Source organism: Caulobacter sp. SRI_014 (genome assembly GCF_057586315.1).
In genome coordinates, this window is the sequence record NZ_JBYCZQ010000001.1 from 757,358 (window position 1) to 783,895 (window position 26,538).

At 69.2% G+C, this 26,538-nt stretch carries 28 protein-coding genes and 1 pseudogene; 10 read left to right on the forward strand and 19 right to left on the reverse strand.

From position 1 onward, the window contains the following. Positions 1-3 precede the first annotated feature (3 nt). The gene (locus AC2YG9_RS04030) at positions 4-819 is read right to left on the reverse strand and encodes a dienelactone hydrolase family protein (protein ID WP_487296632.1); all 816 of its coding nucleotides are present in this window, start codon (positions 817-819) and stop codon (positions 4-6) included. Positions 820-1,006: 187 nt separating this feature from the next. Here AC2YG9_RS04030 and AC2YG9_RS04035 point away from each other — a divergent pair, with 187 nt between their 5' ends. From AC2YG9_RS04035 to AC2YG9_RS04045, 3 genes are all read left to right on the forward strand, one after another. Beyond that, the gene (locus AC2YG9_RS04035) at positions 1,007-1,861 is read left to right on the forward strand and encodes a PhzF family phenazine biosynthesis protein (protein WP_487296633.1); all 855 of its coding nucleotides are present in this window, start codon (positions 1,007-1,009) and stop codon (positions 1,859-1,861) included. Positions 1,862-1,875: 14 nt separating this feature from the next. Next, positions 1,876-2,247: a cupin domain-containing protein gene (locus tag AC2YG9_RS04040; RefSeq protein WP_487296634.1), complete on the forward strand. Its 372-nt coding sequence runs from the start codon at positions 1,876-1,878 to the stop codon at positions 2,245-2,247. A 117-nt stretch (positions 2,248-2,364) separates the two neighbouring features. Then, the gene (locus AC2YG9_RS04045; RefSeq protein WP_487296635.1) at positions 2,365-2,817 is read left to right on the forward strand and encodes a hypothetical protein; all 453 of its coding nucleotides are present in this window, start codon (positions 2,365-2,367) and stop codon (positions 2,815-2,817) included. Here the strand turns inward: AC2YG9_RS04045 and AC2YG9_RS04050 are convergent. Genes AC2YG9_RS04050 through epsC form a run of 3 tightly spaced genes read right to left on the reverse strand, consistent with a single transcriptional unit; the run spans position 2,810 to position 4,632 of the window. Continuing rightward, on the reverse strand, positions 2,810-3,571 hold the full coding sequence (locus AC2YG9_RS04050) for a sulfite exporter TauE/SafE family protein (RefSeq protein WP_487296636.1): 762 nt from the start codon (positions 3,569-3,571) through the stop codon (positions 2,810-2,812). The genes AC2YG9_RS04045 and AC2YG9_RS04050 overlap by 8 nt on opposite strands. Before the next feature lie 3 nt (positions 3,572-3,574). Beyond that, positions 3,575-3,856 carry an antibiotic biosynthesis monooxygenase gene (locus tag AC2YG9_RS04055; RefSeq protein WP_487296637.1) on the reverse strand — a complete coding sequence of 94 codons (282 nt, stop codon included), beginning with the start codon at positions 3,854-3,856 and terminating at the stop codon, positions 3,575-3,577. Further along, positions 3,853-4,632, reverse strand: coding sequence for a serine O-acetyltransferase EpsC (epsC, locus tag AC2YG9_RS04060; protein WP_487296638.1), 780 nt, complete (start codon positions 4,630-4,632; stop codon positions 3,853-3,855). The genes AC2YG9_RS04055 and epsC overlap by 4 nt, the downstream gene beginning before the upstream one ends. Positions 4,633-4,827: 195 nt before the next feature. Here epsC and AC2YG9_RS04065 point away from each other — a divergent pair, with 195 nt between their 5' ends. Further along, entirely contained in the window at positions 4,828-7,314 is a 2,487-nt protein-coding gene (locus tag AC2YG9_RS04065) for a hypothetical protein (protein WP_487296639.1), read from the forward strand. Here AC2YG9_RS04065 and AC2YG9_RS04070 read toward each other — a convergent pair. From AC2YG9_RS04070 to AC2YG9_RS04085, 4 genes are read right to left on the reverse strand one after another with little or no spacing between them, the layout of a single operon-like run. Further along, positions 7,311-7,664 (reverse strand): nuclear transport factor 2 family protein, encoded by a 354-nt coding sequence (locus AC2YG9_RS04070; protein ID WP_487296640.1) that lies wholly within the window; start codon positions 7,662-7,664, stop codon positions 7,311-7,313. The genes AC2YG9_RS04065 and AC2YG9_RS04070 overlap by 4 nt on opposite strands. A gap of 19 nt (positions 7,665-7,683) precedes the next feature. Then, the gene (locus tag AC2YG9_RS04075) at positions 7,684-8,478 is read right to left on the reverse strand and encodes an SDR family NAD(P)-dependent oxidoreductase (RefSeq protein ID WP_487296641.1); all 795 of its coding nucleotides are present in this window, start codon (positions 8,476-8,478) and stop codon (positions 7,684-7,686) included. A gap of 14 nt (positions 8,479-8,492) precedes the next feature. Beyond that, a complete protein-coding gene (locus AC2YG9_RS04080; protein WP_487296642.1) occupies positions 8,493-8,921 on the reverse strand; it encodes a tautomerase family protein in 429 nt (142 codons plus the stop codon). Between the two features lie 31 nt (positions 8,922-8,952). Further along, positions 8,953-9,819: an alpha/beta fold hydrolase gene (locus AC2YG9_RS04085; RefSeq protein ID WP_487296643.1), complete on the reverse strand. Its 867-nt coding sequence runs from the start codon at positions 9,817-9,819 to the stop codon at positions 8,953-8,955. Positions 9,820-9,900: 81 nt separating this feature from the next. Between AC2YG9_RS04085 and AC2YG9_RS04090 the strand changes: the two genes are divergently transcribed. After that, positions 9,901-10,464: a TetR/AcrR family transcriptional regulator gene (locus tag AC2YG9_RS04090; protein WP_487296644.1), complete on the forward strand. Its 564-nt coding sequence runs from the start codon at positions 9,901-9,903 to the stop codon at positions 10,462-10,464. Between the two features lie 135 nt (positions 10,465-10,599). After that, on the forward strand, positions 10,600-11,055 hold the full coding sequence (locus tag AC2YG9_RS04095; RefSeq protein ID WP_487296645.1) for a tRNA (cytidine(34)-2'-O)-methyltransferase: 456 nt from the start codon (positions 10,600-10,602) through the stop codon (positions 11,053-11,055). On the opposite strand, the gene AC2YG9_RS04100 is transcribed toward AC2YG9_RS04095, so the two are convergent. The 3 genes from AC2YG9_RS04100 to AC2YG9_RS04110 form a co-directional block, all read right to left on the reverse strand. Then, entirely contained in the window at positions 11,024-11,896 is an 873-nt protein-coding gene (locus tag AC2YG9_RS04100; RefSeq protein WP_487296646.1) for an alpha/beta fold hydrolase, read from the reverse strand. The two genes, AC2YG9_RS04095 and AC2YG9_RS04100, sit on opposite strands and share 32 nt — an antisense overlap. Next, positions 11,893-13,119: an acyl-CoA dehydrogenase family protein gene (locus AC2YG9_RS04105; protein WP_487296647.1), complete on the reverse strand. Its 1,227-nt coding sequence runs from the start codon at positions 13,117-13,119 to the stop codon at positions 11,893-11,895. Before AC2YG9_RS04105 ends, AC2YG9_RS04100 begins: the two co-directional genes overlap by 4 nt. Before the next feature lie 71 nt (positions 13,120-13,190). Further along, positions 13,191-13,322 carry a hypothetical protein gene (locus tag AC2YG9_RS04110; protein WP_487296648.1) on the reverse strand — a complete coding sequence of 44 codons (132 nt, stop codon included), beginning with the start codon at positions 13,320-13,322 and terminating at the stop codon, positions 13,191-13,193. A gap of 95 nt (positions 13,323-13,417) precedes the next feature. Here AC2YG9_RS04110 and gcvA point away from each other — a divergent pair, with 95 nt between their 5' ends. Continuing rightward, positions 13,418-14,320 (forward strand): transcriptional regulator GcvA, encoded by a 903-nt coding sequence (gcvA, locus tag AC2YG9_RS04115; RefSeq protein ID WP_487296649.1) that lies wholly within the window; start codon positions 13,418-13,420, stop codon positions 14,318-14,320. On the opposite strand, the gene AC2YG9_RS04120 is transcribed toward gcvA, so the two are convergent. From AC2YG9_RS04120 to AC2YG9_RS04150, 7 genes are all read right to left on the reverse strand, one after another. Then, positions 14,317-15,786, reverse strand: coding sequence for a HAMP domain-containing sensor histidine kinase (locus tag AC2YG9_RS04120; protein WP_487296650.1), 1,470 nt, complete (start codon positions 15,784-15,786; stop codon positions 14,317-14,319). The two genes, gcvA and AC2YG9_RS04120, sit on opposite strands and share 4 nt — an antisense overlap. After that, on the reverse strand, positions 15,783-16,511 hold the full coding sequence (locus tag AC2YG9_RS04125) for a response regulator (RefSeq protein ID WP_487296651.1): 729 nt from the start codon (positions 16,509-16,511) through the stop codon (positions 15,783-15,785). The genes AC2YG9_RS04120 and AC2YG9_RS04125 overlap by 4 nt, the downstream gene beginning before the upstream one ends. A 307-nt stretch (positions 16,512-16,818) precedes the next feature. Beyond that, the gene (locus tag AC2YG9_RS04130) at positions 16,819-17,505 is read right to left on the reverse strand and encodes an EF-hand domain-containing protein (protein ID WP_487296652.1); all 687 of its coding nucleotides are present in this window, start codon (positions 17,503-17,505) and stop codon (positions 16,819-16,821) included. Positions 17,506-17,873: 368 nt separating this feature from the next. After that, positions 17,874-21,443 carry an autotransporter outer membrane beta-barrel domain-containing protein gene (locus AC2YG9_RS04135; RefSeq protein ID WP_487296653.1) on the reverse strand — a complete coding sequence of 1,190 codons (3,570 nt, stop codon included), beginning with the start codon at positions 21,441-21,443 and terminating at the stop codon, positions 17,874-17,876. Positions 21,444-21,736: 293 nt separating this feature from the next. After that, a complete protein-coding gene (locus tag AC2YG9_RS04140; RefSeq protein WP_487296654.1) occupies positions 21,737-22,051 on the reverse strand; it encodes a hypothetical protein in 315 nt (104 codons plus the stop codon). A 98-nt stretch (positions 22,052-22,149) separates the two neighbouring features. Next, entirely contained in the window at positions 22,150-22,443 is a 294-nt protein-coding gene (locus AC2YG9_RS04145; RefSeq protein ID WP_487296655.1) for a hypothetical protein, read from the reverse strand. 48 nt (positions 22,444-22,491) lie between these two features. After that, positions 22,492-23,547 carry a phosphotransferase gene (locus AC2YG9_RS04150; RefSeq protein ID WP_487296656.1) on the reverse strand — a complete coding sequence of 352 codons (1,056 nt, stop codon included), beginning with the start codon at positions 23,545-23,547 and terminating at the stop codon, positions 22,492-22,494. Between the two features lie 90 nt (positions 23,548-23,637). On the opposite strand from AC2YG9_RS04150, the gene AC2YG9_RS04155 reads away from it, so the two are divergent. Beyond that, the gene (locus tag AC2YG9_RS04155; protein ID WP_487296657.1) at positions 23,638-24,429 is read left to right on the forward strand and encodes an enoyl-CoA hydratase/isomerase family protein; all 792 of its coding nucleotides are present in this window, start codon (positions 23,638-23,640) and stop codon (positions 24,427-24,429) included. Between the two features lie 3 nt (positions 24,430-24,432). Continuing rightward, positions 24,433-24,604, forward strand: a pseudogene (locus AC2YG9_RS04160) (hypothetical protein). Here AC2YG9_RS04160 and AC2YG9_RS04165 read toward each other — a convergent pair. Beyond that, positions 24,601-25,653: an NAD(P)-dependent alcohol dehydrogenase gene (locus AC2YG9_RS04165; RefSeq protein ID WP_487296658.1), complete on the reverse strand. Its 1,053-nt coding sequence runs from the start codon at positions 25,651-25,653 to the stop codon at positions 24,601-24,603. The pseudogene AC2YG9_RS04160 and the gene AC2YG9_RS04165 sit on opposite strands and share 4 nt — an antisense overlap. A gap of 113 nt (positions 25,654-25,766) precedes the next feature. Here AC2YG9_RS04165 and AC2YG9_RS04170 point away from each other — a divergent pair, with 113 nt between their 5' ends. Further along, positions 25,767-26,480, forward strand: a complete 714-nt coding sequence (locus AC2YG9_RS04170) for a dienelactone hydrolase family protein (protein ID WP_487296659.1) — start codon at positions 25,767-25,769, stop codon at positions 26,478-26,480. Positions 26,481-26,538: the final 58 nt, after the last annotated feature.

Sequence of the window (26,538 nt, forward strand, 5' to 3'; positions counted from 1 at the left end):
TCGTCAGGCGGTCCCGAGCCGTTTGGCGAAGAAGCCGAGAATCTCGTCGCGGGCGGCGATGGTCGGCTGGCCGGCCTCGTCGATCAGGTGGACGGTCACCACGCTGTGCGGCGTGGTGACGAACTTCTCGAAGAAGGGCGGCTTGGGTTCGCCGTTGGCCGCCGAGTCCGGCAGCACCCGGCCCACGAAGCGCGGGCCCAGCGCCTTGCTGTAGGCGGCGAACCGTTCGGCCCGGCAGTAGGAGTCGCCCTGGAAGCGGTAGGCCATGACCGTCAGGTCCTCGCGCTCCAGCCGCTCGGCGATGACCGACAGCTCGTCCGCCGAGATTTCCAGCCCGCCCGGATCGTCGAGCGGCAGCGAGGGCTGCGAGACTACCGGGGCCAGGACCGACGGCTCCAGCATCATGGTCAGGGCGAAGTTGCCGGTGAAGCACATGCCGATGGCCCCGACGCCGGGACCACCGCTTTCCTCATGCGCCAGCCGCGCGAGGGCCCGCAGCCACTGGGTCACCGGGCTGGACGCGCCGGCCCCGAAGGCGCGGAATTCGGCGCTGACGCAGGCATGGCGGAAGACGGCGGCGCCCTCGTCCTCGCTGGGCGTGGCGCCGTCCTTGCCGAACAGCGAGGGCATGTAGACGGTGAAGCCGGCGTCCCGCACCCAGCGGGCGAAACGGGCCACATGCGGGCTGATGCCCGGCATCTCGGTCATGACGATGACGGCCGGTCCCGCACCGCCAACGTAGACGGTCTTGGTCGCCCCCTGCAGGGCGATCTGGCGGGGCATAAAGTCAGCCAGGCTGTCGTGCTGGGGCAGGCTCATCGAGAGGTCTCCGGTCGGGAGGCCGGAAGGTGCATTGGCCCCGGGCGCAGGGCCAAGCGGCGGACTGGACAGAGATCGCGGTGTTCACGCCAGCTGTCCGGGGCGCCGCGAAGGTTGTCCCGTTCACACCTTCCCCCGATGGGCTGCCTCGCCAAGGTCACGAGGCCAGTTTTCAGGAGCCCGCGCCATGCGCCAGTGGACGATCGACGCCTTCACCAACCGCCCGTTCGGCGGCAACCAGGCCGTCGTGCTCGAGCCCCTGCCCGATTGGCCCTCCGAGGCCTGGATGCAGACCCTGGCGGCGGAGAACAACGTCGGCGCCACCGCCTTCCTGCGCCGCACGCGAGACCCGGCCAGGTTCGGCATCCGCTGGTTCACGCCCTCGACCGAGGTGCCGCTCTGCGGTCACGCCACCCTGGCCGCCGCCCACCTTCTGTTCGAGGAGCTGGGCCATGACACGGGCCGGCTTTGCTTCGAGAGCCAGACCGCTGATCTGGCGGTCAGGCGGACGTCAGGCGGTCTGGCCATGACCCTGCCCGCCCTCGCCTTCGAGGCCATCCCGACCCCGCACGGCCTGGCCGAGGCGCTGGGGGCCGAGCCCCTGGCCGTGTGGATCGGCAACTATCTGGTCGCCCTGCTGGACTGCGCCGAGACCGTGCGCGGCCTGACCCCCGACCATGCCCGGCTGGAGACCATCTCCCGGCCGCTGGGTGGCCAGGGAAACGTCGGAGTGGCGGCTCTGGCGGGGGGCGAGGTCGATGTCATCGATCGCTTCTTCGCCCCCGGCTACGGCCTGCCGGAGGACCCGGCGACCGGCTCGTTCCACGCCCTGCTGATGCCGATCCTGGCGCATCGGCTATCCGTCGACCGGCTCAGCTTTCACCAGGCCTATCCCGGTCGCGGCGCCCGGATGTCAGCCCGGATGGCCGGCGACCAGGTGGTCATCGAGGGTTCGGCGGTGACCATCGCCGAATCCACCCTGCGCTTCGACACCGGCCTTACCGGCGCCCCGCGCCGCCCGTCGGCCCTGCTCAACTGGTAGCCGGAGGCTCACCGATGATACCGCTGCTCCTGAACACCGCCGTCCCCGAGCTGAAGCCCTGGGGCACGCCCGAAAGCCTGCGCGGCGTCACCCTGTCGGGCGATGTCCGCATTTTCGGCCAGCCAATCCTGGGCGACGGTCGCAGCGAGCTGTCGGCCGGCTGGTTCGCCGCCAGCAGGGGCCGCTATCGGCTGGTCTATCCCTTCCACGAGCACGCCACCCTGGTCGAGGGACGGCTGGCCCTGACCAGCGAGGCCACCGGCCAGACAGTGCTCTACGGTCCCGGCGACAGCTGGGTGATCGCCAAGGGCGAGCCGATCACCTGGGACATCCTCAGCGACCGGGCGGTGAAGCACTACCTGGTCTCGTTCCACGACCTGCCCTGAAAGCAGGGGGGCAGGACGAATTGGCGGATAACCCGCGATCATTGACCAACGCGCCCCTCGTCGGCGGCGCAGCCAGTGCGAATGGTCGGCGTCCTGGCAACCTTCGAGTCCCGCGACATGACCACGATCGCCTCCCTCTCCCCCGCCCCGACCGTGCGTATCCTCGCCGCGACGGCGCTCTATTTTGCGGTGCTGACCGCCTCGGTCGTGCTGGCCGTCGGTGACCTTGCCCGGGGCGAAGGCCAGCTGATCTGGCTGGGCGTCGCGGGCCTGGTGGCTGTGCTGGTCGCCCGAGGTGTCCTTGAACAGATCTTCCTGGTCGGCGCACTGTTGAGCTCGCGAAGGGCTCTGCTGCGGGAGGAGAACGGCGCTCTTGTCCACTTCAGCCCGATGACCGGACGGGTCGAGATCGGAGCTATCGACGAGGTCGCGATCGTTCACCGCCGCCGGGGCTTCGGCCGGCGGCTGCATGTGCTGATCAAGACCGGCCGCCGCGAGATCATGCTGATGACCGACCTCTGCGCCGAGTCCGGACAGGAGATCGTCGACCGCTTGCGGGCGCTCAGCTGAAATAGGCCTTCACGAAGAAGCTGACGGTCGTCACCGCCGCGACCGTCAGGATGATGGCCCTGAGTACTGCGAGCGGCAAGCGTCGGCCAAGCTGGGCGCCGAGGTAACCGCCAACGATGCCGCCCGCCATGACCAGCAAGGTCTCGCGCCAGCTGACCGTCCCGGTCACGGCGAAACAGATCACGGCCATGCCGTTGGCGGCGGCCACCATCAGGGTGCGGATCGGGTTGAGGCTGCGCAGGTCGGCGCTGGTGGTCAGGCTCCAGGCGGCCAGCATCATCAGCCCCACGGCGCCGCCGAAATAGCCGCCGTAGACGCCCAGCGCGAACTGCATGACCAGCAGGAAACGCGGACCGGCATGCAGACCCAGCCGGCGAAGCCAGTCGCTCAGGCGCGGTCCCGCCGCCAGGGCGGCCAGGGCCAGCAGCAGCAGCCAGGGGATGAGGGCGCTGAACACCCGCTCGGCGGTGAACAGCAGCAGCAGGGCGCCGATCAGGCCGCCCGACAGGCTGAGTCCCAGCAGGGTCAAGGTCGAGGTCGCCTCAAGCGGACGGATGTCTTTTCGATAGCTCCAGGCGCTGGCCAGAGAGCCGGGAAACAGCGCCACCGTCGTCGAGGCGTTGGCGATGGTCGGCGGCAAACCCATCAGGGCCAGGGCAGGCAGGGCGACGAAGGTGCCACCGCCGGCCACGGCGTTCATCGCCCCGGCCAGGAAGCCCGCCGCCAGCAGCAGGCCGATGCTCTCGATGGTCATGCTCTAGAGGTCGCCGCGATCGCGTTCTTCGAGATAGGTGAAGACCGGCGCGTGCACGCCCGCCTTGCGGCGGATCTCGACCAGCTCTTCGGACTCGAAGAAGCGCCGGGCGCCGTCGAGGCTCCGCCAGCGCGAGAAATGGATGACCTGGTTGGGGTCGGTGTCGGCGGTCAGGACCTGGAAGCTGATCTCGCCGGCCGCCTTGCGGATGCCGGCGGCGGCGTCGAACACGGCCTTCCAGGCCGGATAGTCGTCGACCTGGTGAACGATCAGGACAAAGCTCATGCGGATGCGGCGTCAAGATCGTCGGGACAGTTGACCAGCCGGGCCGGGCTGCCGACGGCGGTGCAGCCGGCGGGCACATCGATCAGGACCAGGGCGTTGGCGGCGATCCTGGCGTGATCGCCGACCGTGAGGGGGCCCAGCAGTCGCGCGCCGGCCGACAGCAGGACGCCCCGACCGATCCGGGGGTGGCGCTCGCCGGACCCGATGCCCGTGCCACCGAGAGTCACGTGCTGAAGGATGGTGACCTCGTCGCCGATCACCGCCGTCTCGCCGATCACCACGCCCGTGCCGTGGTCGATGAAGGCGCCACGACCGATCAGGGCGGCCGGGTGGATGTCGACGTGGAACAGCTCACTGCAGCGGCTCTGCAGATAGCGGGCGAGCGTTTCGCGCCCTTGGCGCCAGAAGCAGGCGGCCGCCCGATGGGTCTGCAGAGCCAGGAAGCCCTTGTAGAACAGGAATGGCTTCACGAAACCGGCGCAGGCGGGGTCTCGGTCCAATACGGCGCGCAGGTCATCGGCCGCCGCCCGGACGAGGCCCGGATCGGTCCCATAGGCCTCAACGAGTACGGCGCGCAGGGTGAGCGCTGGCATCTCCGGGCCTTCCAGCTTCCGGGCAAGCTGGGCGCCCAGCGCCTCGCCGAGTGAGGCGTGACGCAGGATCGCGTCCGCCAGCAGACCGGCCAGCGGCCGTTCCCGGACAGACGCCTGCCGCGCCTCGTCGCAAAGCGCGGACCAAACGGTGGTCGTTGTGATCTGTGGGCTCGGCGTCGCCATCTCTCGTTCCTGACCTCCTGCCAATCTAGGTCACCCTGGCACGCCTGTCCCGTGGTCGCGTCGGACGCCGAGCGGGGTCTGATACGACAAATCAATGTCGCCGCCGCCGCGAAAACTGTCGCAACCGAACCTGTCGTCCGCGGGGCGCATCGACTGCAATGGGCGCCATCGCACGCTGCTTCCGAAAAGATCGCCATGCCCCTGCCCGCCGTCGTCGACCTGTCCGCCCTGAACGGTTCCAACGGATTCCAGGTCAGCGGCGCCAACGCCGGCGACCAGGTCGCCAAGGCGGTCTCCTCGGCGGGCGACATCAACGGCGACGGCATCGAGGACTTCATCGTCAGCGCCTCCGGTATCGAGAACGGGGGGACGAACGCGGGCGGCGCCTATGTCGTCTTTGGCCAGAGCTCCGGCTTTCCAGCAAACCTTGACCTCTCGACATTGAACGGAGCCAACGGCTTCCGCATCGATGGCGAGGTGAGCACGTTCGCGACGGCCGGTGTGACGCGCAACGCTGTCGCGGCGGCGGGCGATATCAACGGCGACGGGGTCGATGACCTCGTCATCGGCGCTCAAGCGGCGGCGCCCAATGGCGGATCATCGGGCGCCGCCTGGGTGCTGTTTGGAAAGAACACCGCCGTCGCGGGCAATTTCGCCGCCAGCGTGGCGCTCAGTGGGCTGAACGGAACGACCGGCTTCCAGATGAACGGCGAGGCGGTCGGCAACCAGGGCGGCGCGACGGTCGCGGGCGTTGGCGACATCAACGGCGATGGGTTCGACGATGTCGTGGTCACCGCCTATCGCGCCGCGCCCAACGGGACCCTGTCAGGCGCCGCCTATGTGGTCTTCGGCCACGCCGGTGGCTTTCCGGTCAATCTGGAGCTCAGCACCCTGGACGGCTCCAACGGCTTCCAGATCAACGGCGCCGTCAGCAACAGCCTGCTCGGCTGGAGCGTCGACGGCGGAGACTTCAACCACGACGGCGTCGACGACCTTCTGATCGGAGCCTTGGGAGTCAGCGGCTATTCCGGCGCGGCCTACGTCCTCTATGGCAAGAAGACCTCGGTGGCCGGGAACTTCACCGCCAACGTCGAGGTCAGCGGACTGAACGGCGCCAACGGCTTCCGATTGACCGCCGGCGCCGGCGAGCGGGTCAGCTACAGCCTGGCCTCGGCCGGCGATGTCAACGGCGACGGCATCGACGACATGGTCATCGGCGCCTACTACGCCGATGGCGGCGGGACCAACAGCGGCGGGGCCTACGTCGTCTTCGGCAAGGACACGGCGACGGCCGGCGCCTTCGCGGCAAACTTCGATCTGGCCGGCCTCAACGGCGCCAATGGCTTCCGCATCGACGGGCTGGCGGGCGAGAACCTCGGCCGCTCGGTCGGCGGGGCGGGCGATATCAACGGCGACGGTCTGGATGACCTGGTGGTCGGCTCCTACTTCCCCAATGGCTATTCGGGCCGGGTCTACATCGTCTATGGCCGCCAGACCTTCGGGGCGTCGGTCAGCGTGGCCTCGCTCAACGGAGCCACCGGCCTGCGCATCGAGGCCGAGGCCGCTGGCGACCATTTCGGGTCCGACATCGCGATCGGCGACTTCAACGGCGACGGGCTGGGCGACCTCCTGATCGGCGCCGACTACGCCGATCCGCATGGCGCCTCCTCCGGCGCCGGCTACATCGTCTTCGGCCAGCCCGCCGCCTTCGTCGGCGACGGCACGGACCAGGCCTACACGGCCGGTTCGGGCGCCGACACGCTTGCCGGCCTTGGCGGCAAGGACACCCTGCGCGGCATGAACGGCGACGACATCCTCGACGGTGGCGCGGACAACGATGTCCTCTACGGCGGCGACGGCGCGGACGACCTGGTCGGCGGCGCGGGCGGCGACATCCTCTACGGCGACGAGGGCAATGATGACCTGAACGGCGGCGACGGCTCCGACAAGCTGTTCGGCGGGGTGGGGACCGATCTGCTGACCGGTGGGACCGGCAATGACCGTTTCGACGGCGGCACGGGCGTCGACACCCTGAACGGCAATGACGGCAACGACTATCTCGACGGCGGGACCGGGGCCGACATCCTGCGCGGCGGGCTGGCCAACGACGTCTACATCGTCGATGACACCAGCGATCAGACCCTCGAACTGGCCGACGAAGGCTACGACATCGTCCGCGCCGGCCTCAGTTGGACCCTGGGCGCGAACCTCGAAGGGCTGGAGCTGCAGGGCTCGGCCGACGCCTCGGGGACCGGCAATGCCGAGGCCAACAACCTGCAGGGCAACAGCGGGACCAACATCCTCTCTGGCCTGGTCGGGGTCGACACGATCAACGGCGCCGACGGCGACGACGTCATCGTCGGCGGCGAGGGCAACGACCTGCTGCGCGGCGGCGCCGGGGCCGACATATTCCGCGTCGTCCACGCCTTCGGCCCGGTGCTGGAGACCGACCAGATCTACGACTTCAGCAGCGCCGAGAACGACATCATGGACTTCTCGGGGGCCTACAGCGGCACGCTGAGCAAGGTCGCTGCCTTCACCAGGCATGCCGGGGAGATGACCCTGACCTTCGCCGGCGGGGTCACCACCGTGCGGCTCGACATCACCGGCGACGGCAAGGTCGACTATCAGGTCAAGATCAACGGCGACGTCACCGCCGACTGGACCGACTGGCTGCTCTAGCCGTACGTCGCGATCGACAGCGAGACCTTCCCCTCGGCGGTGAACAGGAAGGTCTCGGCGGCCCGGCGGCCTGTCTGGTTGGCGTAGTGGATGGTCAGGGCTTCGGCGCCGACGAAGACGTCCAGCAGTTCGAACCGCAGGTCCGGCGCCAGCGACAAGGCGCGCGACCAGTAGGACTCCAGCGCCGCCAGACCGGCGACCCAGGCGCGATCCTCGCCCGTCACCCGGGCGATCATCGGCGAATGCAGGACGATGGCCTCGTCGTAGTGGGCCAGGATCGCGGGCAGGTCATGGGCGTTCCAGCCCGCGAGCCAGTGGTCAGCGAAAACCCGGGCCGCCTCTCTGTCCATGCCGCTCTCCCCAGTGGTCTCAGCCCAGATAGCGATCGGCCACCGCGCCGGACAGGGTGGAGGCGACCAGCGCCTTGCGCAGGGTTTCCATCTGCTCCCAGCCGGAGAGGTCGGCGGCGGAGGGGAAGGTCACCAGCTCGCCATCCCGCAGGCCGGCCATGGCCGCGCCGACGAGCTGCTCGGCGGTCAGGTAGCTGGTGGCGGGGAACACCGAACCGTCCATGCCCTGGGAGCTGAAGAACTCGGTGCGGACCGGGCCCGGCAGGAGCAGCTGGATGCGGATGTCGCTCGCGGCGAACTCCAGCTGCAGTGAGCGGGTGAAGTTCAGCACGAAGGCCTTGGAGCCGCTGTAGGCCGCCGCCGCCGGCGAAGGCGCATAGGCCAGGATCGAGCCGATGTTGACCAGGAAGCCGTCTCCCCGCCCCTTGAACCCGGCCAGGGCGGCGCGCGACAGCCGCGCCAGGGCGACCACGTTGAGCCGGATATTGCGCTCCAGCGCCTCCGCGGGCGCGGCGCCGATCGGGCCCAGCCCGCCGGCCCCGGCGTTGTTGATCAGGCCGGCGAAATCGTCGCGCTCCAGCCGGGCTTCCAGCCGCTGAAGGTCGTCCGGGTTCTCCAGGTCAGCAACCTCGACCTCGACGTCGGCGTGCAGTTCGAACCGCAGTCCATCGGCCAACTCATCGAGCCGATCCTTGCGCCGCGCCACCAGGGTCAGGCTGTAGCCGAGCTCGGCCAGGCGGCGGGCATAGGCGGCGCCGATGCCGGACGAGGCGCCGGTGACCATCACCCGGCCGGTCTTGGGATAGCTGGACATCGTGGTCCTCCGGTTCAGGCGTGGGTGCGCGGCGAGGCGCGGTTCTCAGCGATCCAGCGCTTCTCATCCTCGGTGCCCTCATGGGGCGGGAAGTAGCCCTGGATGGTCCACAGATCGAACGGCGTCTCGTCGACATGCAGTTCCCAGCTGTAGCCACGGTCCTCGATGAAGGGCGCGAAGATCTTGTTCATCCGCTCAAAGAACCGGACCTTGACCTCGTCGGAAGGGAAGGTGCGGGCGATGTGATCGACCCAGATGCGCACGAAGTCGCCGCGCGGTTCGCCGCCGATGTAGAAGTTGTCGGCCGCCACCTCCTGGAAGACGACGCCGACGTAGAACCGGGGCATGCCGCGCGCATAGATGTCGGACAGGGCCTGCGAGATGGCCTTCTTGTCCTCCGCCGAATAGGCGCCGACGGGGTGATAGATTTTCCACAGAGGCATGGGTTGCTCCCGGTTCCGGAGGGTTGGGTTTTCAGTTGAGGCCGTGGACCAGCAGGAAGTCGGCGAGGGCTGACACCACCCGGTCAGGCTGGTCCTGCTGCACGAAGTGGCCGACGCCCGGCCAGGCATGAAGGGTCAGCGGCGCCTCGACCCAGTCCCAGACCCCGTTCAGGCCTTCGGGCAGGGCATAGGCGTCGGCCAGGCCATGGATGATCAGGGTCGGCGCCTTGACCGGCGGCGGCTCGGACTCCCACACCCGGTAGGGCGGGGCGGGGAAATGCACCCGGTAGTAGTTCATCGGCGCGCCGAGGTCGGTGCGGGCGTAGGCCTCGTCATGCCGGGTGCGGTAGGCCTGATCGGTGATCCAGGCGCCCAGGCGTTCCAGCGGCACACCGCGCTCGGCGCCGGGCTGCTGGAAGGCGCGGACATAGGCGCTGGCCGCTTCCTGCCTGGGGTTGATGGCCAGCTCGCGGGCGATGGCCCAGGGGTGGGGCATGTCCATGACCACCAGGCCCTCGACCAGATCCGGCCGCGTCATCGCCACCTGCCAGGCCAACCAGCCGCCCCAGTCATGGCCGACCAGCACGGCGCTCTTCGCGCCGCAGGCCTCGATGGCCGCCGCCACATCGCCGACCAGGGAGGCCAGGTCATAGGCGCCGGGGCTCAGTGGCTGGTCGGAGAGATTGAAGCCGCGAAGGTCCATGGCGGCGACGCGATGGGTGTTCAGGAAGGGGGCCATCACCGCGTGCCAGGTCAGCCAATGATCGGGGAAGCCGTGGATGAACAGCACCAGCCGACCGGTCCCGGCCGTCGCCACATGGATGCGGGTCGGGCCATTTCGCGGGTAGCGATGCTCGACCGCCTGTTCGATCAGGGTCAGCGTATCGGGTGCGGACATCGAAAGTCTCTCTCGTTAGATGTTGTTGATCATCTATTTTTGGAATAGATGTTGGTCAACATCTTTTTTGAGGCTTGAGACATGCGGGTCAGTCGGGACCAGGCGCGGCAGAACCGGGAGCGGGTGGTCGCCAGTTCCAGCGTGCTGTTTCGCGAGAAGGGCGTCGATGGCGTCGGCATCAGCGATCTGATGAGCGAGGCCGGCCTGACGCATGGCGGCTTCTACAAGCAGTTCGGGTCCAAGGCGGAGCTGGTCGAGGAGGCCTGCGTCCGGGCGCTGACCGACACCATGGCCTTCTGGGATTCCTACGTCGAAGGGGCTGACGCGCCGCGCGACCGCTTCATCCGGGGCTATCTCTCGGACCGGCATCGCGACAGCGTCGGCGAGGGCTGCCTGTTGCCGGCCCTGGGGGCCGAGGCGCGGCGTGAGCCGCAGGCGATCAGGGCCGTCTTCACCCGGGCGATCCGCGCCTACGCCGACCGGCTGGACCAGACCGTTGACGCCCGCACGGCGGACAGCCGCGCCGAGGCCCTGGCGACCCTCGCGCAGATGGTCGGCGCCGTCCTCCTGGCCCGCACCTCGGATGACCCGCAGCTGTCCAAGGAAATCCTCGACGCCGTCCGTGAAGGACTTGTCGGCGGCTAGCGGACCTCGCGCCAGGGTTTGCTGAGCAGGACCGCGCAGCATGGCGTTCTGGACCACGCCCCTGCCGATGTCGGCGGTCGGCAAGATCGCCAAGAACGTCTTGCGGGAGCGGTTCAAGACCGCATAAGGGGCGCCATGCGCCTGGCCCTTTTCAATCCGCAAATCCCGCAGAATGTCGGGGCCTGTATCCGGCTGTCGGCCTGTTTCGATACGGAGCTGCATGTCATCGAGCCGGTCGGGTTTGACTTCAGTGACCGGTCGATGAAGCGGGCCGCCCTGGACTACGGTCCCTTGAGTCACATGACCCGCCACGCCGACTGGGAGGCGTTTCAGGCGGTGCGGGGCCCGGGACGCCTGGTGCTGTTCACGACCAAGGGGGCGAGCCCGCTGGACGCCTTCGCCTTCGAGCCCGGCGACACCCTGCTGTTCGGCAGCGAGACGGCCGGGGCTCCGGACCATGTCCATGCGGCCGCCGACGCCCGGGTGGTGATCCCGATCCGGCCCGGGGCGCGGTCGATGAACCTCTCGGTCAGCGCCGGGATCGGCCTGTTCGAAGCCCTCAGGCAGACGGGCGGTCTGACGCCGAAGTGACGGCGGGCGGAGCCACTTCGGCCAGGTAGTCCAGCAGCGCCGCGCCGAAGTCCGTGTTCTGGTCGCCGGCCACCATGTGGCGCGCGCCGGGGACCAGGATGGTGCGGCCGTGGGGCATCAGCGTCTCATAGGCCGCCTGTTCGACCGGTCCGACGATCTCGCTGTGCTCGCCGCGAACCAGCAGGGTCGGCAGGGTGATGGCGCGGGCGGCGACGGCCAGGTTGCGGTCGGCAGCCTCGCGGTCGCGCGCCGTGGCGGCGATGAAGGCCGGATCCCAGTGCCAGTAGAGCCGGCCCTCGCGCCGGCGCAGGTTCTTCATCAGCCCCTCCGGATTGGTCGGGCGCGGGCGGTGCGGCAGATAGGCGGCGACGGCGGCGACAGCTTCCTCGAGATCGGCGAACCCGTCCGGCGCCGAGGCCATGAACGCCAGGATGTTGTTGGCCCCCTGCGGCGCGGGCTTGGGGGTGATGTCGACCAGGACCAGGGCGCGGACGGCTCCAGGCGCGGCGGCGGCCGTGGCCAGCAGGCCGGCCATGCCCCCCAGCGAGGCCCCGACCAGGACGATGGGCCGGTCGATGTGGGCCATGACAGCGGAGACGTCGGCGGCGAAGGCCGCCAGCTCGTAGTCGCCGTCCGCCGCCCAGCCGCTGTCGCCATGGCCGCGCAGGTCCATGGCGAAGGCCTGGTAGCCGCGCGCCGCCAGCATGCGGGCGGTCGCGCCCCAGGCGTGGCGGGTCTGGCCGCCGCCGTGCAGCAGCAGGACCGGCGCGGCACCCGGCTCGCCGAAGCGGTCGATGGCCAGCGGCAGGCCGCCCTGGCCGATGAAGCGATGGTTGCTCACAGGCCCAGCACCGCCTTGGCCATGATGTTGCGCTGGATCTCGTTGGTGCCGGCGTAGATCGAGCCGGCCCGGTCGTTGAGATACTTGGCCGCCACCGTCCAGCTGTAGTCGGGGCCGACGCCGTCCTTCTGCGGCGGCGGGACAAAGCCCGGCGTCGGTCCGCCTGGCGAGACCATGTGCGGCTGGTAGGCCCCGGCGTAGGCGCCGGCCGCCGCCAGGGCGATCTCGGTCAGCCGCTGGCTTAGTTCCGTGCCGACCGTCTTGAGGATGGAGGACTCCGGTCCCGGGGCCCCGCCGACTGACAGGGCCGACATGACACGCAGCTCGATGGCGGCCAGGGCGTCGACCTGCACGGCGGCGTCGGCCAGCTGGCGGCGCAGGGCGATGCCTTCGGGATCGCCGCGGTCCGGGAACTGGGCTTCGATGATCTTCGCCGCCTTGGCGATACGGGCCCGCATGCCGGGGCTGGCGACGCCGCCGCCGCGCTCGAACTGCATCAGGTATTTGGCCACCGTCCAGCCCTGGCCGATGGGGCCGACGGCGTTGGCCTTGGGCACGCGGACGTCGGTGAAGAAGACATGGTTCTGGATGTGCTCGCCGGACAGGGAGACGATGGGGGTGACCTCGACGCCGGGGGTGGTCATGTCGATCAGCAGGAAGGTGATACCCTTCTGCGGGATCTCCTCCCTGGCGGTCCGCACCAGGCAGAAGATCCAGTTGGCCTCGTGGGCGTGGGTCGTCCACAGCTTGTGGCCGGAGCAGATGAAGTCGTCACCGTCCTCGATGGCGCTCATCTGCAGGGTGGCGAGGTCCGAGCCCGATTGGGGTTCGGAGTAGCCCTGGCACCAGAAGTCGTCGCCGTTGAGCATGCGCGGCAGGAAATGCGCCTGCTGCTCGGGCGTCCCGTGGCCGATCAGGACGGGGCCGCACATGCCGATGCCCATCGGCGAAACCGGCGGGGCGCCGGCGGCGGCCATTTCGGTGGCGAAGATGTAGCGCTGGCTGACCGACCAGCCGCAGCCGCCGAATTCGACCGGCCAGGCCGGGGCGGCCCAACCGCGTCGGTGGAGAATCTTCTGCCAGCCCATGCCGACCTCGTAGTCGGCGTAGACACTGGTCAGGCTGTTGCCGGCCCGGCGAAGGTCCGGGGTCAGTTCGGCCTCGAGAAAGGCCCGGACCTCATCCCGAAAGGCGAGGTCCTCGGCGCTCCAGTCGATGTTCACAGGCGGTCCTCCGGCCGTTTGCGCCCAGCATGCACAGCTTGGCGTCACGGAAGGCCAGAGGATGTTTTAGCTCAGCAGTGGCTGTCGCGCAGCCAGGGCTTGTCATAAGCGATCCTCACGGAGGCTTCGGCCGTGGCGCGGAGGGCGTCCCGGACCTTGGTGAAGAGGTTGGGGCGTTTGGTTTGTTGCGTTTTCTTGGTCATAGGTAGCTCCTTTCGTCCGGAGGAGATGCGCCTTTCCACGCCATTCCGCCAACCAATGGATCGACAGATTTCATAAGCTGACCTAATTATCTCTCATGAGACGACTGCCGCCCCTGAGCGCCGTGCGGGTCTTCGAAGCCGCCGCCCGGCATGAGAATTTCACCCTCGCCGCCGGCGAGCTGGGCATGACCCAGGCCGCCGTCAGCCATCAGATCCGGGTGCTCGAAGACCGCCTGGGCCAGAAGCTGTTCCGCCGCGAACGCCAGCGGGTGATCCTGACCGAGGCCGGCCGCCGCGCCGCCCTGCGGGCCGGGCGCGGGCTGGACGAGATCGAGGCGGCCTTCAGCGAACTGCGGGCCGAGGACGACGGGGCCATGACCATCTCGACCACGGTGACCTTCGCCAACACCTGGCTGGCCTGGCGGCTGGGTCGGTTCCAGGTCAGCCATCCCGACATCGCCGTGCGATTGAGCGCCGACAACAACCTCACCGACTTCGCGGCGGGAAATGTCGATGTCGCCATCCGCCTGGGCGACGGCGACTGGCCGGGGCTGGCCAGCCACAGGCTGATCACCGTCGACTTCACCCCCATGTGCAGCCCGGGCTTCCTCGCCCAACACGGCGGCGCCATTGCCCTGGACGACCTGCCGCGCCTGCCGCTGATCAGCCCGGCCGAGCCGGCCTGGACCCAGTGGCTGCACGGGGTCGGCCTATCGCCGGCCGTGGTCGGGCCGCTGTCCGGCGTCCACCTGGACACCCAGGCCAACGAGGGCCACGCGGCCATGGCCGGCCAGGGCATCGCCATCCTGACGCCGTTCCTGTGGCGCCAGGACATGGCCGACGGGCGTCTGACCCGCCTGTTCCCGCAGACCGCGACCCTCGGCCAGGGCTTCTGGCTGGTCTATCCCGAGCACCGCCGCCGCTCGCCTAAGATCCGCCGGTTCCGCGAATGGCTGGACGCCGAGGTGGCCCTGACCCAGGCGGGGCTGGCGGCCTAGTCGGGGGCGATCGGCAGGGTGACGATGGCTCGCAGCCCGACGGCCTGCGGCCGCAGCACGACCTCGCCGCCATGACCCCTCGCCGTGGCGCGGGCGATGGGCAGGCCGAGACCCACCCCGCCCTGGTCGAGATTTCGCGAGCTGTCGGCGCGGTAGAAGGGATCGAAAGCCCGCAGCAGGTCCTCTCCGCGCAGGCCGGGGCCGGTGTCGTCGATCTGGACCACGGCCATGTCGCCCTCGCGGCCGACGCGCACCCGGGCCGTGCCGCCGTACTTTATGGCGTTGTCGACGAGGTTGCTGAACAGGCGGGTGAGGCCGGACGGATCGCCCTCGATGGTGATCGCTTCGCTGTCCTCGGCCAGCTCGACATCGGCGCCGACCAGGGCGGTGTCGTCGACCACGCACTCGACCAGGGACAGGAGGTCGAGGCGTTCGCGGCGCCGGGGGAGGGTCTCGTCGCGGATGAAGGCCAGGACGCCATCGATCATCTGTTCCATCTGGCCGATGTCGGAGAGGATCGAGCGCTTCAGCTCCGGCGTGGCCGCCTCCAGCTTGAAGCGGATGCGAGCCAGGGGGGTGCGCAGGTCGTGGCTGATGGCGCCGACCATGGCCGTTCGGTCGGTGATGAAGCGGCGCAGGCGCGACTGCATCTGGTTGAGGGCCTCGGCGGCGCTGCCCAGTTCGGCGGGCCCGCGCAAGGACATCTCCGGGCCGAGCGGATCGCGGCCAAGGCGGTCGGCGGCCTCTCCGAAGCGTTTCAACGGGGCGGTGATGCGGCGGGCGAACAGATAGCCGGCCGGAGCGACCAGCAGGAAGCAGCCGAACAGCCAGATCATGGCCCGTCGCTGCCAGTCGTTGGGGAAGGGCTCGGGGGTCGAGGCGACGACGGTCCAGCCGCCCCTGGCGTTGCGCACGGCGGCGGTGAAGTCACCGAACACGGCCAGGTCTCCAGGACGGGGCCTTGGGCCGGTGAAGACGCCCCGCGCCGGCCTCGGTTCGCCCGGCGGCGGGCCGACGGGACCAAAGCCCTGGCCGCCGCGCATGCTGTAGCGCGGGCCGTCGCCTGACCCGTCTCCAGGCGGGCCATCGCCGCGCGCGACTCCGAAGCTGCGGCGGTTCATCATCCCGAAGAAGGGTCTGCCGTTCAGGGGGTAGAGACGGACGTCGGCGACCGGCCTGCCGAGGGTTTCAGCCAACATCGTCTGTGTACGGATGAACATTCCGTCCGGCCTGGATTTCGCGATCGGCGGAGCGGCTGCGGTGGAGCGGATCATCGGCCGGCCGTCGCGGGCTTCCAGCGATCCGCCCTTCAGGGCCGCCGCCACTTCCGACAGGCGGTAGAGCACGGGCTGGGGCGGCGGCAGGGCGAACAGCACCAGGATGTTGATGGCCTGGGCGACCAGCAGGCCGGCGACCAGCAGGGCGACCAGCTGCACCCCGATCGGAATCCTGGCAAGGCGCTTCACGTGCGGGAAACGGGCACGTCGAGCACATAGCCGACGCCCCGGATGGTCTTGATCAGTTCGCCCTCGGCAAAGGTGGTCAGCTTGCGGCGCAGGCGGCAGATCTGCACGTCGACGGCGCGGTCGAAGACATCGCTGTGGTCGCCCCGCGCCACGTCCAGCAGGCGGTCACGCGACAGGATGGCCTGGGGCCGCTCCAGGAAGGCCTGCAGCAGGGCGTACTCGCCCGAGGTCAGCAGGATGGTGGTCCCGGTCGGCGAGCGCAGCCGCCGACGGCCGGTGTCGAGCTGAAACTCCGCGAAGCGATAGACCGCGCCGCGCGGCTTGGGGACGGCCGCCGTCTCTTCCAGGCGGCGGAACACCGCCCGCACCCGGGCCAGCAGCTCGCGCGGGCTGCAGGGCTTGGCCAGATAGTCGTCGGCCCCGAGCTCGAGGCCCAGCACCCGGTCGACCTCCTCGCCCATGGCGCTGAGCATGATGATGCCGCGCCGTCCCTCGGCCGACAGCCGCTTGCACAGCGACAGGCCATCCTCGCCCGGCATCATCACGTCGAGGACCACCAGTTCGGCCACCCCCGCGTCGAGGAGGCGCTGCATCTCGATCCCGTCCCTGGCGCCGCGAGCCTCGTAGCCGTGCTCGCGCAGGTATCCGATGATCTGGTCGCGAAGTTCGGTGTCGTCGTCGACGACGAGGATCCGGCGGTCCGGAACTTGGGCAAGGGCGTGCATTCAAGGCTCCCTGACAGCGAACTGTGTCCATCGAAATTCAGCCTCGCCACAATGTCGAAATGGCGACCAAAAAGCCGCCGGCCGGCCGTTTTTGAAACGGGCCGGTCACGTCCCGGCCTCAACTGCGCCGCGCCCGGCGGCGAGTTTGCCTCAGCACCGGCGGGGTGACGCTTCCCTCCCCCAGCCGCGCCGCCGGATGCGCCTCACCAGGTCCCGCCAAGCGAAGATCCTGGCCGCCGTCCTCCCGGCCCACCCCGGGAGGACGGCGTCTTTTTCAGGTCGAGCCGGGCTTCTGCCCGGCATGGGATCAGGCCGTCACGGCCTCGGTGGAGGACGACACCTCGGCCTGCAGCTTTTCGAGCAGCCTGGCCATCAGGTCGGAGACCTCGCTGGAGAAGCCGGCGGCGACATCGTTGCTCGAGGTCAATGAGGCCAGCAGTTCGCTCATCGACACCGTGCCGTCCTTGTTGGTGTCGGCGGCGTCGTAGGTGGCTTCCTCCCCGGTCTCACCCGAACCGCCTGTCGGCGGCGGACCACCCGGCGGCGGACCACCCTGTGGTTTGAGGGCCGTGAACTCCTCGGCCGACAGAGACCCGTCGCCGTCGGTGTCCCCGGCGGCGACCAGGTCGGCGGCGCGGGAGGCGCTGTCGGTCCCGTCCATGCCGGGCGGGGCATGGGCAGCCATGTCGGCCGACAACTCCTCGGCGGTGAGGCTGCCGTCGCCATCGGCGTCGGCCCCGGAGAAGATCTCCGCTGCCCGCTCGTCGTGGCTCATCTGCTGCACGCCGATGAGGGCGCTCAGTGTTTCAGGGCTGAAACCCTGACTGCCGCAGCCACCCTTCAACTGCCGGGCGCCGCCTTGCGACGGCATATTTTGCCCGATAGCCGAGAACTCGTCGGCCGACAGCGAGCCGTCGGTATTGAGGTCCAGTTTGGCGAACATCGCCTGCTGGGCCTGCAGGAAGCCGGAGCTTCCCGAGATCGAAAGGGACATGGATGTCTCCTTCTTGAGGGGACGCCTTGCGGCGCCGCACCGGAATTGCCCGGATACAAGCTTCCGCTGCCAGAAGCGGACCATGTTTCAGGCTGAAACGGGGGGCGGATCGGGCGGCTGGAGGGTGGTCCGGGGCCGCTTGTCGAAGCCTGTCCATTATAGCAGGCGGCGGAGGCCGATATAGCGCACTTTTGTCCATGTTTTCAGGGCATTGACGCCCATCGGAAGCCCACCAGAGGTCCGCCTGAAGGGGCAGATCGACCACGCCTGGACCACCCGGATTCCATCAGGCGATGGCCAAGGCCGCGGGATCGCCGGCGGGGCGGCTGACCGGGCCCGCGGCGAGATTCCAATCCCGGGTATGTCGGTCAGAAAATCACCCGGCCGGCCAGCATCAGGTTGTAGCGGTCCTCGTCCTCGGCCGCCTCGTACTCGGCCTCGACGGCGATGTAGGAGGTCGGCGAGCCGGTCTTGATCGAGAAGCCGATGACCGCCGCCCCTTCGCCCGCCTCGGAGGCCGGCAGGGTCACCCACTCGCCGCCGCTGAAGCGGAAGACGGTGTCGCCGACCGAGCCGGCCAGGGTCTGGCGGTAGCCGACCCGCAACTCCGGCCGCCACCAGACGGTGCGGCCATAGGTGGCCCCGAAGGTCAGGTCGGCGCCGGCCGACAGGCGGCTGGAGCGGCGTTCCTGGACGGTCTGGTCGAAGGCGTCGCTGCCGCCGCCCTCGACCCGCTCAGCCTCGTTGAAGGCCAGGTAGTCGAGGCTGGCCGACGGACGCAGGTAGTAGCGGCCGAAGCGCGCCTCGTAGTTGACGCCGGCGCTGGCGGCGGCGGTGTAGCCGCCCCATTCGGAATCGGCGGTGACGATCAGCGAGGTGTCCGGATCGATGAACACCCGGTCGCCGTCCAGCCAGGCGTAGCCGACCGAACCGCGCAGGTTGAACGACAGCCCGCCCGTCTGACGGCGCCAGTAGACCCCGGCCTCGATCAGGGAGACGCTGGTTTCCTCGCCGATCTGGGCGATGTCGTCCTTCTCCTCGGCGGCGACGAAGGCCAGGGTGGCGCCCAGCGCCCCGCCGTCGGTCTCGAGGCTCTCGTAGCCGGCGATGAAGCCGAAGGCCTTGGTCTCCGAGCCGGCGGTGTTGCCCGCCTCGCGGACCACGCCGCTGTTGATCTCCTGCACCCAGACGCTGTCGGGGCCATAGATGTCGCCGCCGGTCGTCGGCCGGGTCGCGGTCAGGCGCGAGGTGGTGCGGCTGAGCAGGTCCAGGGTCGAGAACAGGCCCTCGCCCTGGTCGGGCAGCATCTGTTCGTAGAGGTGCAGGAAGTCGTCCTTCTCCTGGGCCGCCAGGAAGACCTCCTCGATGTCCTCGTCCTGGGCCAGGGCCGCGTAGATGGCGTCGAAAGCCAGGGTCTGGTTGGCGGTCAGCCCGATCTCGCCGGCGGTGCGGCGGTGTACGTCCAGATAGACCGAGCCCGCGCTCTCGTCGGCCGAGGCGTTGACCACATAGAGATAGGGCGAGACCCCATCCAGGCTGGTGATCAGCCCGCCGGCGGTCAGGCCGCCCGGCGCCGTCTGGATAATGGTGTAGCGCTCGCCCTCGCCGACCAGACTGTCCAGCTGCAGTCCCAGCTGGGCGCCCTGTTCCAGGGTGGCGGTCGTGACGTTGAAGCGGGTGACGGAGTCCGAGTCGGGATCGGCGGTGACCGTCAGCACGCCGTTTGCGCTGACCGACAGGCTGGTGGCGGCGATGGCCTCGGCATTGGTCACCGTCAGGTCGCCGTTGACCAGGGCGATGTCCAGCCGGCCGTCGGCGTCGTCGAGGTCGGCGACGACCTGGGCCTTTCCGCCGACCGAGCCGACGGTCAGGCTGTCGGCCCCGGCCCCGAAACTGATCTCCCCGACCACGGCCCCGTCGAGAACGGTCAGGGAATCGTCGCCGGAGCCGAGCAGGATATCGCCGCTGATCAGGGGCTCCTGACTGTCGACCAGGCCGTCGCCATCGCTGTCGTAGGCGTCGTCGTCGTCCTCTGAATCGACCGTTTCGTCGTTGTCGTTGTCGTCATCCTCGGCGTCGATGACGCCATCGCCGTCGTCATCGGCATCGACGGCGTCGGCGAAGCCATCGCCGTCCCGGTCGCGGGCCTCGGCCAGCTGCAGGATGGTGACGCCGCTGGTGTTGGCGCGAAGGTCGATGGCGACCGCCCGGCCAAGGATGGTCTCGTCGTCGGTGTCCTCGTTGTCGTCGTCGGTGTCGTTCTCGTCGTCGTTGGCGACGATATAGGCGGAGATCGAGCCGCTGTTGGTCAGGCTGGTCAGCGTGCCCGAGCCGTCGAGCAGGGCGGTGGCGTTGCTGTTCTCGCCGGCCACATAAGCAAACAGGCTGCCTGTATTGGAGAACGTCGGCAGCGAGGCGCCGGGGTCGATGCGTACGGCGATGGCATTGAACGACAACTCGTCGGCCAGGGCCGAGGAGGCCGAGACCTGTCCGGCGTAGACCGCGCCGTTGTTGAGGAAGGTGTCGAGCGACGCGCCGGCGGTCAGATGCACCCCCTGGGCGTCGGCGGCGTAGCTGTAGGCCGTGATCGAGCCGTCCTGGAGCACGCCGCCCTCGATCACGGTGGCGAGGCCGGTGTCGCCGCCGATCTTGAGGGCCGTGGCGGTGACGCCGTCGTAGACCCCGTCGCCGTAGAGGCCGCCGCGGATCACCAGGCCGTAGGCCTCGTCGCCCGTGCCGACCTTGCCGATGGTCACCGCCTGGCTGTCGGAGCCGATGGCCAGGGCGGGCGCCGAGCCGTAGCTGGACAGCGAGGCCGAGCCCTCGCTCGCGTCGGTCCGGCCGTCCTGGTCGAGGTCGGCGTCGAGGATGCCGTCGGCGTTGTCGTCATCATCGTCATCGTCGTCGACGCCGTCGTTGTCGTCGTCATCGTCGTCGGAGTTGGTCTTGCCGTCGTCGTCGTAATCGTCGTCGGTGATGCCGTCGTTGTTGTTGTCCTCGTCGTCGTCATCGAGGACGCCATCGTTGTCGTCATCCTCGTCATAGCTGTCCTGGATGCCGTCGCTGTCGAAATCGCTGCCGGACGACGGCGAGGTGTCGAGCAGGATGCCGCCGGCGACATTGGCCGAGATCCGCACCGCCGATCCGCCTTGCAGCAGGTCATCCTCGTCCAGGGTCTCGTTCTCCTCCTCGGTGCCGCTGGTGGTGTAGCGATAGCCGGTCGAGGTGATGGCGCCTTGCAGATGCAGGCTGCCGATGTCGGCGGCGACATCGACGCCGACCGCGTTCTCGCCCTGAACAGTGACGGATCCGCCGACCTCGACCCGGCCGCTGACCTGCGCGGCGACGTTCACGCCGACGGCGTTGTCGCCCAGCACGTTGGTCAACCCATTGGCGGTCAAGGAGCCGTTCAGGGCCGTTTCCAGGCTGATGCCGTAGCTGTCGTTGCCCTGAACGATGATCGAGCCGCTGCTGATGATGTCGCCGGTGACCGTGCCCGGCCCGCTGACCCGGATGCCGTAGCGGCCCGTGCCGGTGGCGAAGTCGCCGTCGAGGTCGCCGTCATCGTCGGCGTCGAGGTCCTCTTCGGTCTCGTCGAGGTCGTCCAGCAGGGAGATGGAACCCGCGTTCTCGACCGTCGTCGTGACCCCGCCATTGACCTGGATGCCGATGGCCCCGTCGACGGCCTCGATCTCGATCTGGCCTTCGTTGGTCGCGGTGTTGTTGCTGTCGACGGTGATGGCCGGCCCGGCCGTGGTCAGGACGATGGAGCCGTCCTCGTCGATCAGGACGTCATCAGCCGCGCCGGCGCTGCTCGCCGTCGAGGTGGCCACCGGGGTGGTGCGTTCGGTGCTGATGGTGGTTTCGGCCAGGGCCTGGGGACCGAGCAGCAACAACGGGGCTGCGGCGGCGCCGGCGAGAAGGCGATGGCGGATCATGGACGGCCTTAAGGATCGAGAACTGGTCCTCGATCCGTGCCGTCGGCGCGGGGCGGATTTGCGCCGGTCCGGTTTCAGTCCGAAACGGAAGGCGAATTAGAAGCTCTCCCCCGCGAAGTGGGGGAGGACAGATTTCGAGCCTTGGCGAGAAATCAGGAGGCGGGCCCCGCCGGCGGCAGGGAGGTTCCTCCTGACACAGACGCGCCCCCCTCCTGCTCTGTCGCTTGAAGGCTCCAGAGCGGTCCTCCCCCCGCAAAAGCGGGGGGAGAGCTTGTTGCGTCCGGCCTGGTCGATCAGCTGGCGGGCTTGGCGATCTTGGCCAGGTCGACGTCGATGGCGGCCAGCAGGGCGTCGGGCAGGCGGTCCGGGGCGTAGGGCTGGATGGCCTTCAGGCTGAGGCCCTTGACCTGCTCGATTTCCGGATTGGTGCTGATGCCCGGCATATGCTTTTCGAGCACGGCCTTGGTTTCCGGGTTGGTCAGCAGTTCGCCGAGCGGGGTGGTGGCGGTCGAGTAGGCGGCCTTTTCCTCGGCGGCGGCGGCCGGCGCGAGCATGACGGCGGGAGCGGCGGTCGCGAGCAGGGCGAGCGCGAGGGCGAGCGACTTCATTTCAAGTATCCCCAATGGTGATGCAGGCGACGGCTCTTGCGGCCGCGCGGCGGGCACAGTGCTTTATGGCGCGCAGGCTGCCAAATGAAATTGCGGCGTCAGCGGCGCCGGATCGGCTGGCCCCGGCGGCCCGGGTAGCGGCGATGAACGTCGTTCCAGCGCTCCTTGGAGAGGTCACCGAGGGTCGGCAGGCGCAGACTGGCGATATCGACCTCCTCGTTCAGCCCCGGCGACATCGGCGGCTGGGCCCGGCGCGGGTGGTAGAGGACAATATAGCTGTCGTCGGCCGAGGCGCCTTCGGCCTCCGCCGGCGCCTGGGCGGCCAGGGCGGTTGAGGCGGCTCCAACCGCCAGCGCGGCCGAAAGAAGGGCAATGCCGATAGGTGCGCGCATGATCGATCTCCCCGGATGACAGGAGTAGAACCCGGGATCGCCGTTCGATCAATCCCGTCCTTCGAGGATGGCCAGGGCCTGGGCCGCCAGCACCGGCGTGCCGTTCTCGGCGGCCCGCTCGCTGGCCGCCTGGCCGGAGAGGACGCGGCGGTAGACGCCCTGGCTGATCGAGGCCAGGCGGAAGATGCCAAAGGCCATGTAGAAGGGCCAGTCGGCAATGGCGTCGCGGCCCGTTCGGCGACAGTAGGCGGCGACGTACTCGGCCTCGGTCGGGATGCCGCTGGCGGCGAAATCGACCCCGACCAGGCTGCCCCAGCTCTGCGAGGTCGAGCGCCAGAGGAAGCCGTTGTAGGCGATGTCGGCGATCGGGTGGCCGATGGTCGAGAGCTCCCAGTCGAGCACGGCGATCAGCCGGGGCTCGGTGGGGTGGAACATGACGTTTTCCAGCCGGTAGTCGCCGTGGGCGATGGAGACGCTGTCGTCGGCCGGGATGCGGGCCGGCAGCTTCTCGATCAGGGCCTCCATCTCGGGGATCAGCTCGGTCTCGGCGCCGCGGTACTGTTTGGTCCAGCGCGACACCTGGCGTTCGAAATAGCCGCCGGCGCGGCCGTAGTCCTCGAGGCCGGCGGCGACGTAGTCGACCTGGTGCAGTTTGGCGAGGGTGGCGTTCAGCTCGTCATAGACGGCGGCGCGGTCGGCGGGTGTCAGGTCCGGCAGGGTGGCGTCGCGGAAGATGCGGCCCTCCAGATAGTCCATGACGTAGAAGCTGGTGCCGATGACACTCTCGTCGGTGCACAGGGCCCGCATCTTCGGCACGGGGATGAGGCCATCGAGCGCCTTCATCACCCGGTATTCGCGGTCGACCTGGTGGGCGCTGGCCAGCAGCACGCCCGGCGGCTTCTTGCGCAGGACGTAGAGGCGCCCGCCCTTCGAGGTCTGGGTGGTCAGCAGGAAGGTCGGGTTGGAGGCGCCGCCCTGGAACTGCTGAACCCTCATGCCGGTCCCGAAATCCTCGACCTCGCGGGTCAGCCAGGCCTCCAGCGGGGCCGGATCGAACCAGTGGGCGGCGACGACTTCGCGGACAGGCGGGGCGGTGGCGGTCATGACGATTCCTCTTGCGCCAACAAGATGCTCGCTTTCCCCATGGGCGCCTCAAGGATTGTCTTTCCCAAGCAAAATGGGAGGAGCCCGAAGATGGCCGAGGAAACCGTCACCTACGTGGTCGAGGACCAGGTCGCGATCATCACCCTGAACCGGCCCGAGCAGCGGAACGCCCTCAACTGGGACGCCTATGCGAAGCTGGAGCAGTATCTGCGCAAGGCGGTGACCGACGTCGAAGCGCGCTGCGTGATCGTCACCGGGGCCGACCCGGCCTTCTGCAGCGGCGACGACGTGCGCGAGATCATGGCCGGGCCCAAGGCGGTGTCGGCGGATACGACGCCTGTCGTGCGCCACCGGCCGACGCCGGCGGCGATGGCGGCGCTGGAATGCGACAAGCCGCTGATCGCGGCGGTCAACGGGGCGGCGGTCGGCTGGGGCATGGAACTTGCGCTGTATGCCGACATCCGGATCTGTTCGGAGAAGGCGAAGTTCGCCGAGCTGTTCATCAAGCGGGGGCTGGTCTGCGACGTCGGCGGCTTCTATCGGCTGCCGTCCATCGTGGGACCGGCCAAGGCGGCGGAGTTACTGTTCACCGGCGATGTCATCGACGCGGGCGAGGCGCTGCGTATCGGCCTGGTCAGCGAGGTGACGCCGCACGAGCAGCTGATGGTCCGGGCCCGGGCCCTGGCGGCCCGCATCGCGGTCAATCCGCCGCTGGCCCTGCGCTACATGAAGGAGGGGCTGCGGCGTGGGACCTACGGCGATCCGCGCGACCTCGGCGGCTGGGCCATCGAGACCATCCGGGCGCTGATGAAGACCGACGACCACAAGGAGGGCGTGGCCAGCTTCCTCGAGAAGCGGCCGCCGGTGTTCAAGGGGACTTAGGCCATATCCCCTCACCGTCATCCCGGCCGCAGCGCAGCGGAGAGCCGGGACCCAGGGGGTGACGGAGCGCTAGCCGCGCCGCCGCCGGCATCGAGCACGGCCGCCCCTGGGTCCCGGATCGTCCCTACGGGCCGTCCGGGATGACGGAACGGGTTGGGCAGAACCTGAAAGCTAAGCCGCCCTCAAAGTCCCCATATCAATCACGAAGCGGTACTTCACGTCGGAGCGCTCCATCCGCTCATAGGCGTGGTTGATGTCCTGGATGGCGATCTGTTCGCACTCGGGCAGGACGCCGTGGGTGGCGCAGAAGTCGAGCATCTCCTGGGTCTCGGCGATGCCGCCGATCGGCGAGCCGCTGACCCGGCGACGGCCGCCCAGCAGGAGGCCACTGTGGAAGGGCGGCAGCTTGTCGATGGCCCCGACGATGACCAGCGAGCCATCGATGTCGAGCAGCGGCAGGTAGGGCTGCAGCTCATGCGCCACCGGGATGGTGTCGATGATCAGGTCGAAGCTGTTGGCGGCGGCCTTCATGGCGTCGCGGTCCGAGGAGATCAGCACCCTGTGGGCGCCGAGCGCCAGGGCGTCGGCCCGCTTGTTCTCGGAGGTGGTGATGACCGTCACCTCGCAGCCCAACGCCACGCCGAACTTCACCGCCATGTGGCCGAGGCCGCCGAGACCGGCGACACCCAGCCGCGTGCCCTTGCCGGCCTTCCAGGTGCGCAAGGGGCTGTAGGTGGTGATGCCGGCGCAGAGCAGGGGCGCGGCGCGGGCGACGTCGAGGCCCGGCGGGATCTTCAGCACGAACTCCTCGCGCACGACGATGTGGTCGCTGTAGCCGCCGAGGGTGACCTCGCCGGTGATGCGGTCCTTGCCGTTGTAGGTGCCCGTGGCCCGTTTGCGGCACAGCTGTTCCTCGCCCTTCAGGCACTGGTCGCAGGCCAGGCAGCTGTCGACCAGGCAGCCGACGGCGGCGAGGTCGCCTTCCTGGAACTTGCGAACAGCGGGGCCGACGGCGCTGACCCGGCCGACGATCTCGTGGCCCGGACAGCAGGGATAGAGGGTGCCGCCCCAGTCGTTGCGAGCCTGGTGCAGGTCCGAATGGCAGACGCCGCAATAGAGGATGTCGATCCGCACATCCTCGGGCCGCAAGGCCCGGCGCTCGAAGTGGAACGGCCCGAGCGGGGTGGCGGGACCTTGCGCGGCGTAGCCGATGGCGTTGGGCATGGGGCGTTTCCTCGTTGGCGCCGCCATCCTCGCAAGCTGCCGCAACGATCGGCAAGAGCGGTGACAGGGGACGCGACCGCCGCCTAAGCTTCAGCAGAACGGAGGGACGGGCGATGGACGGGATTGCGACACCCTATGAGGCCGACGGCGCGGCGATGATCGGACGGCTGTTCGTGCCGGCCGGCGAGGGCCCGGCCCCGGCCGTGCTGGTCGCCCATGAGTCGCCGGGGATCACCGGACACACGCTGGATGCGGCGCGGCGGCTGGCGGCGCGCGGCTGCCTGGCGCTGGCGGTCGATTATCAGGGCGGCGGCCAGGTGGTCACCGACCGCGAGGAGATGATGCGGCGGTTTGGCCGGTTCATGAGCGATCCCAGCTTCATCCGGGCGCGGATGGGGGCGGCGCTGGCGGCTCTGCTGGCCCATCCGAGGGCGGACAGCGGCCGGGTGGCGGCCATCGGCTTCTGCTACGGCGGGACGGCGGCGCTGGAGCTGGCGCGGAGCGGGGCGGACCTGAAGTGCGTCGTCGGCTTCCATTCCGGGCTGACCACCGTACGGCCGGAGGATGCCGCCAATATCAAGGGCAAGGTTTTGGCCTGCATTGGAGCCGACGACCCGGTCGTGCCGGCCGACCAGCGCACCGCCTTCGAGGCCGAGATGCGGACCGGCGGCGTCGACTGGCGCCTGAACCTGTACGGCGGCACGGGCCACAGCTTCACCAACCCGGAAGCGGATGGCTGGGGCATGCCGGGGTTCAGCTATCACGCGGCCAACAACGAACGGGCTTGGCGGGCGCTGGATGACCTGTTCGACGAGGTGTTCTCCTAGGTCCGTCATCCCGGGCGGCCGCAGGCCGACCCGGGACCCAGGGAGTGGCGAAGCGCCG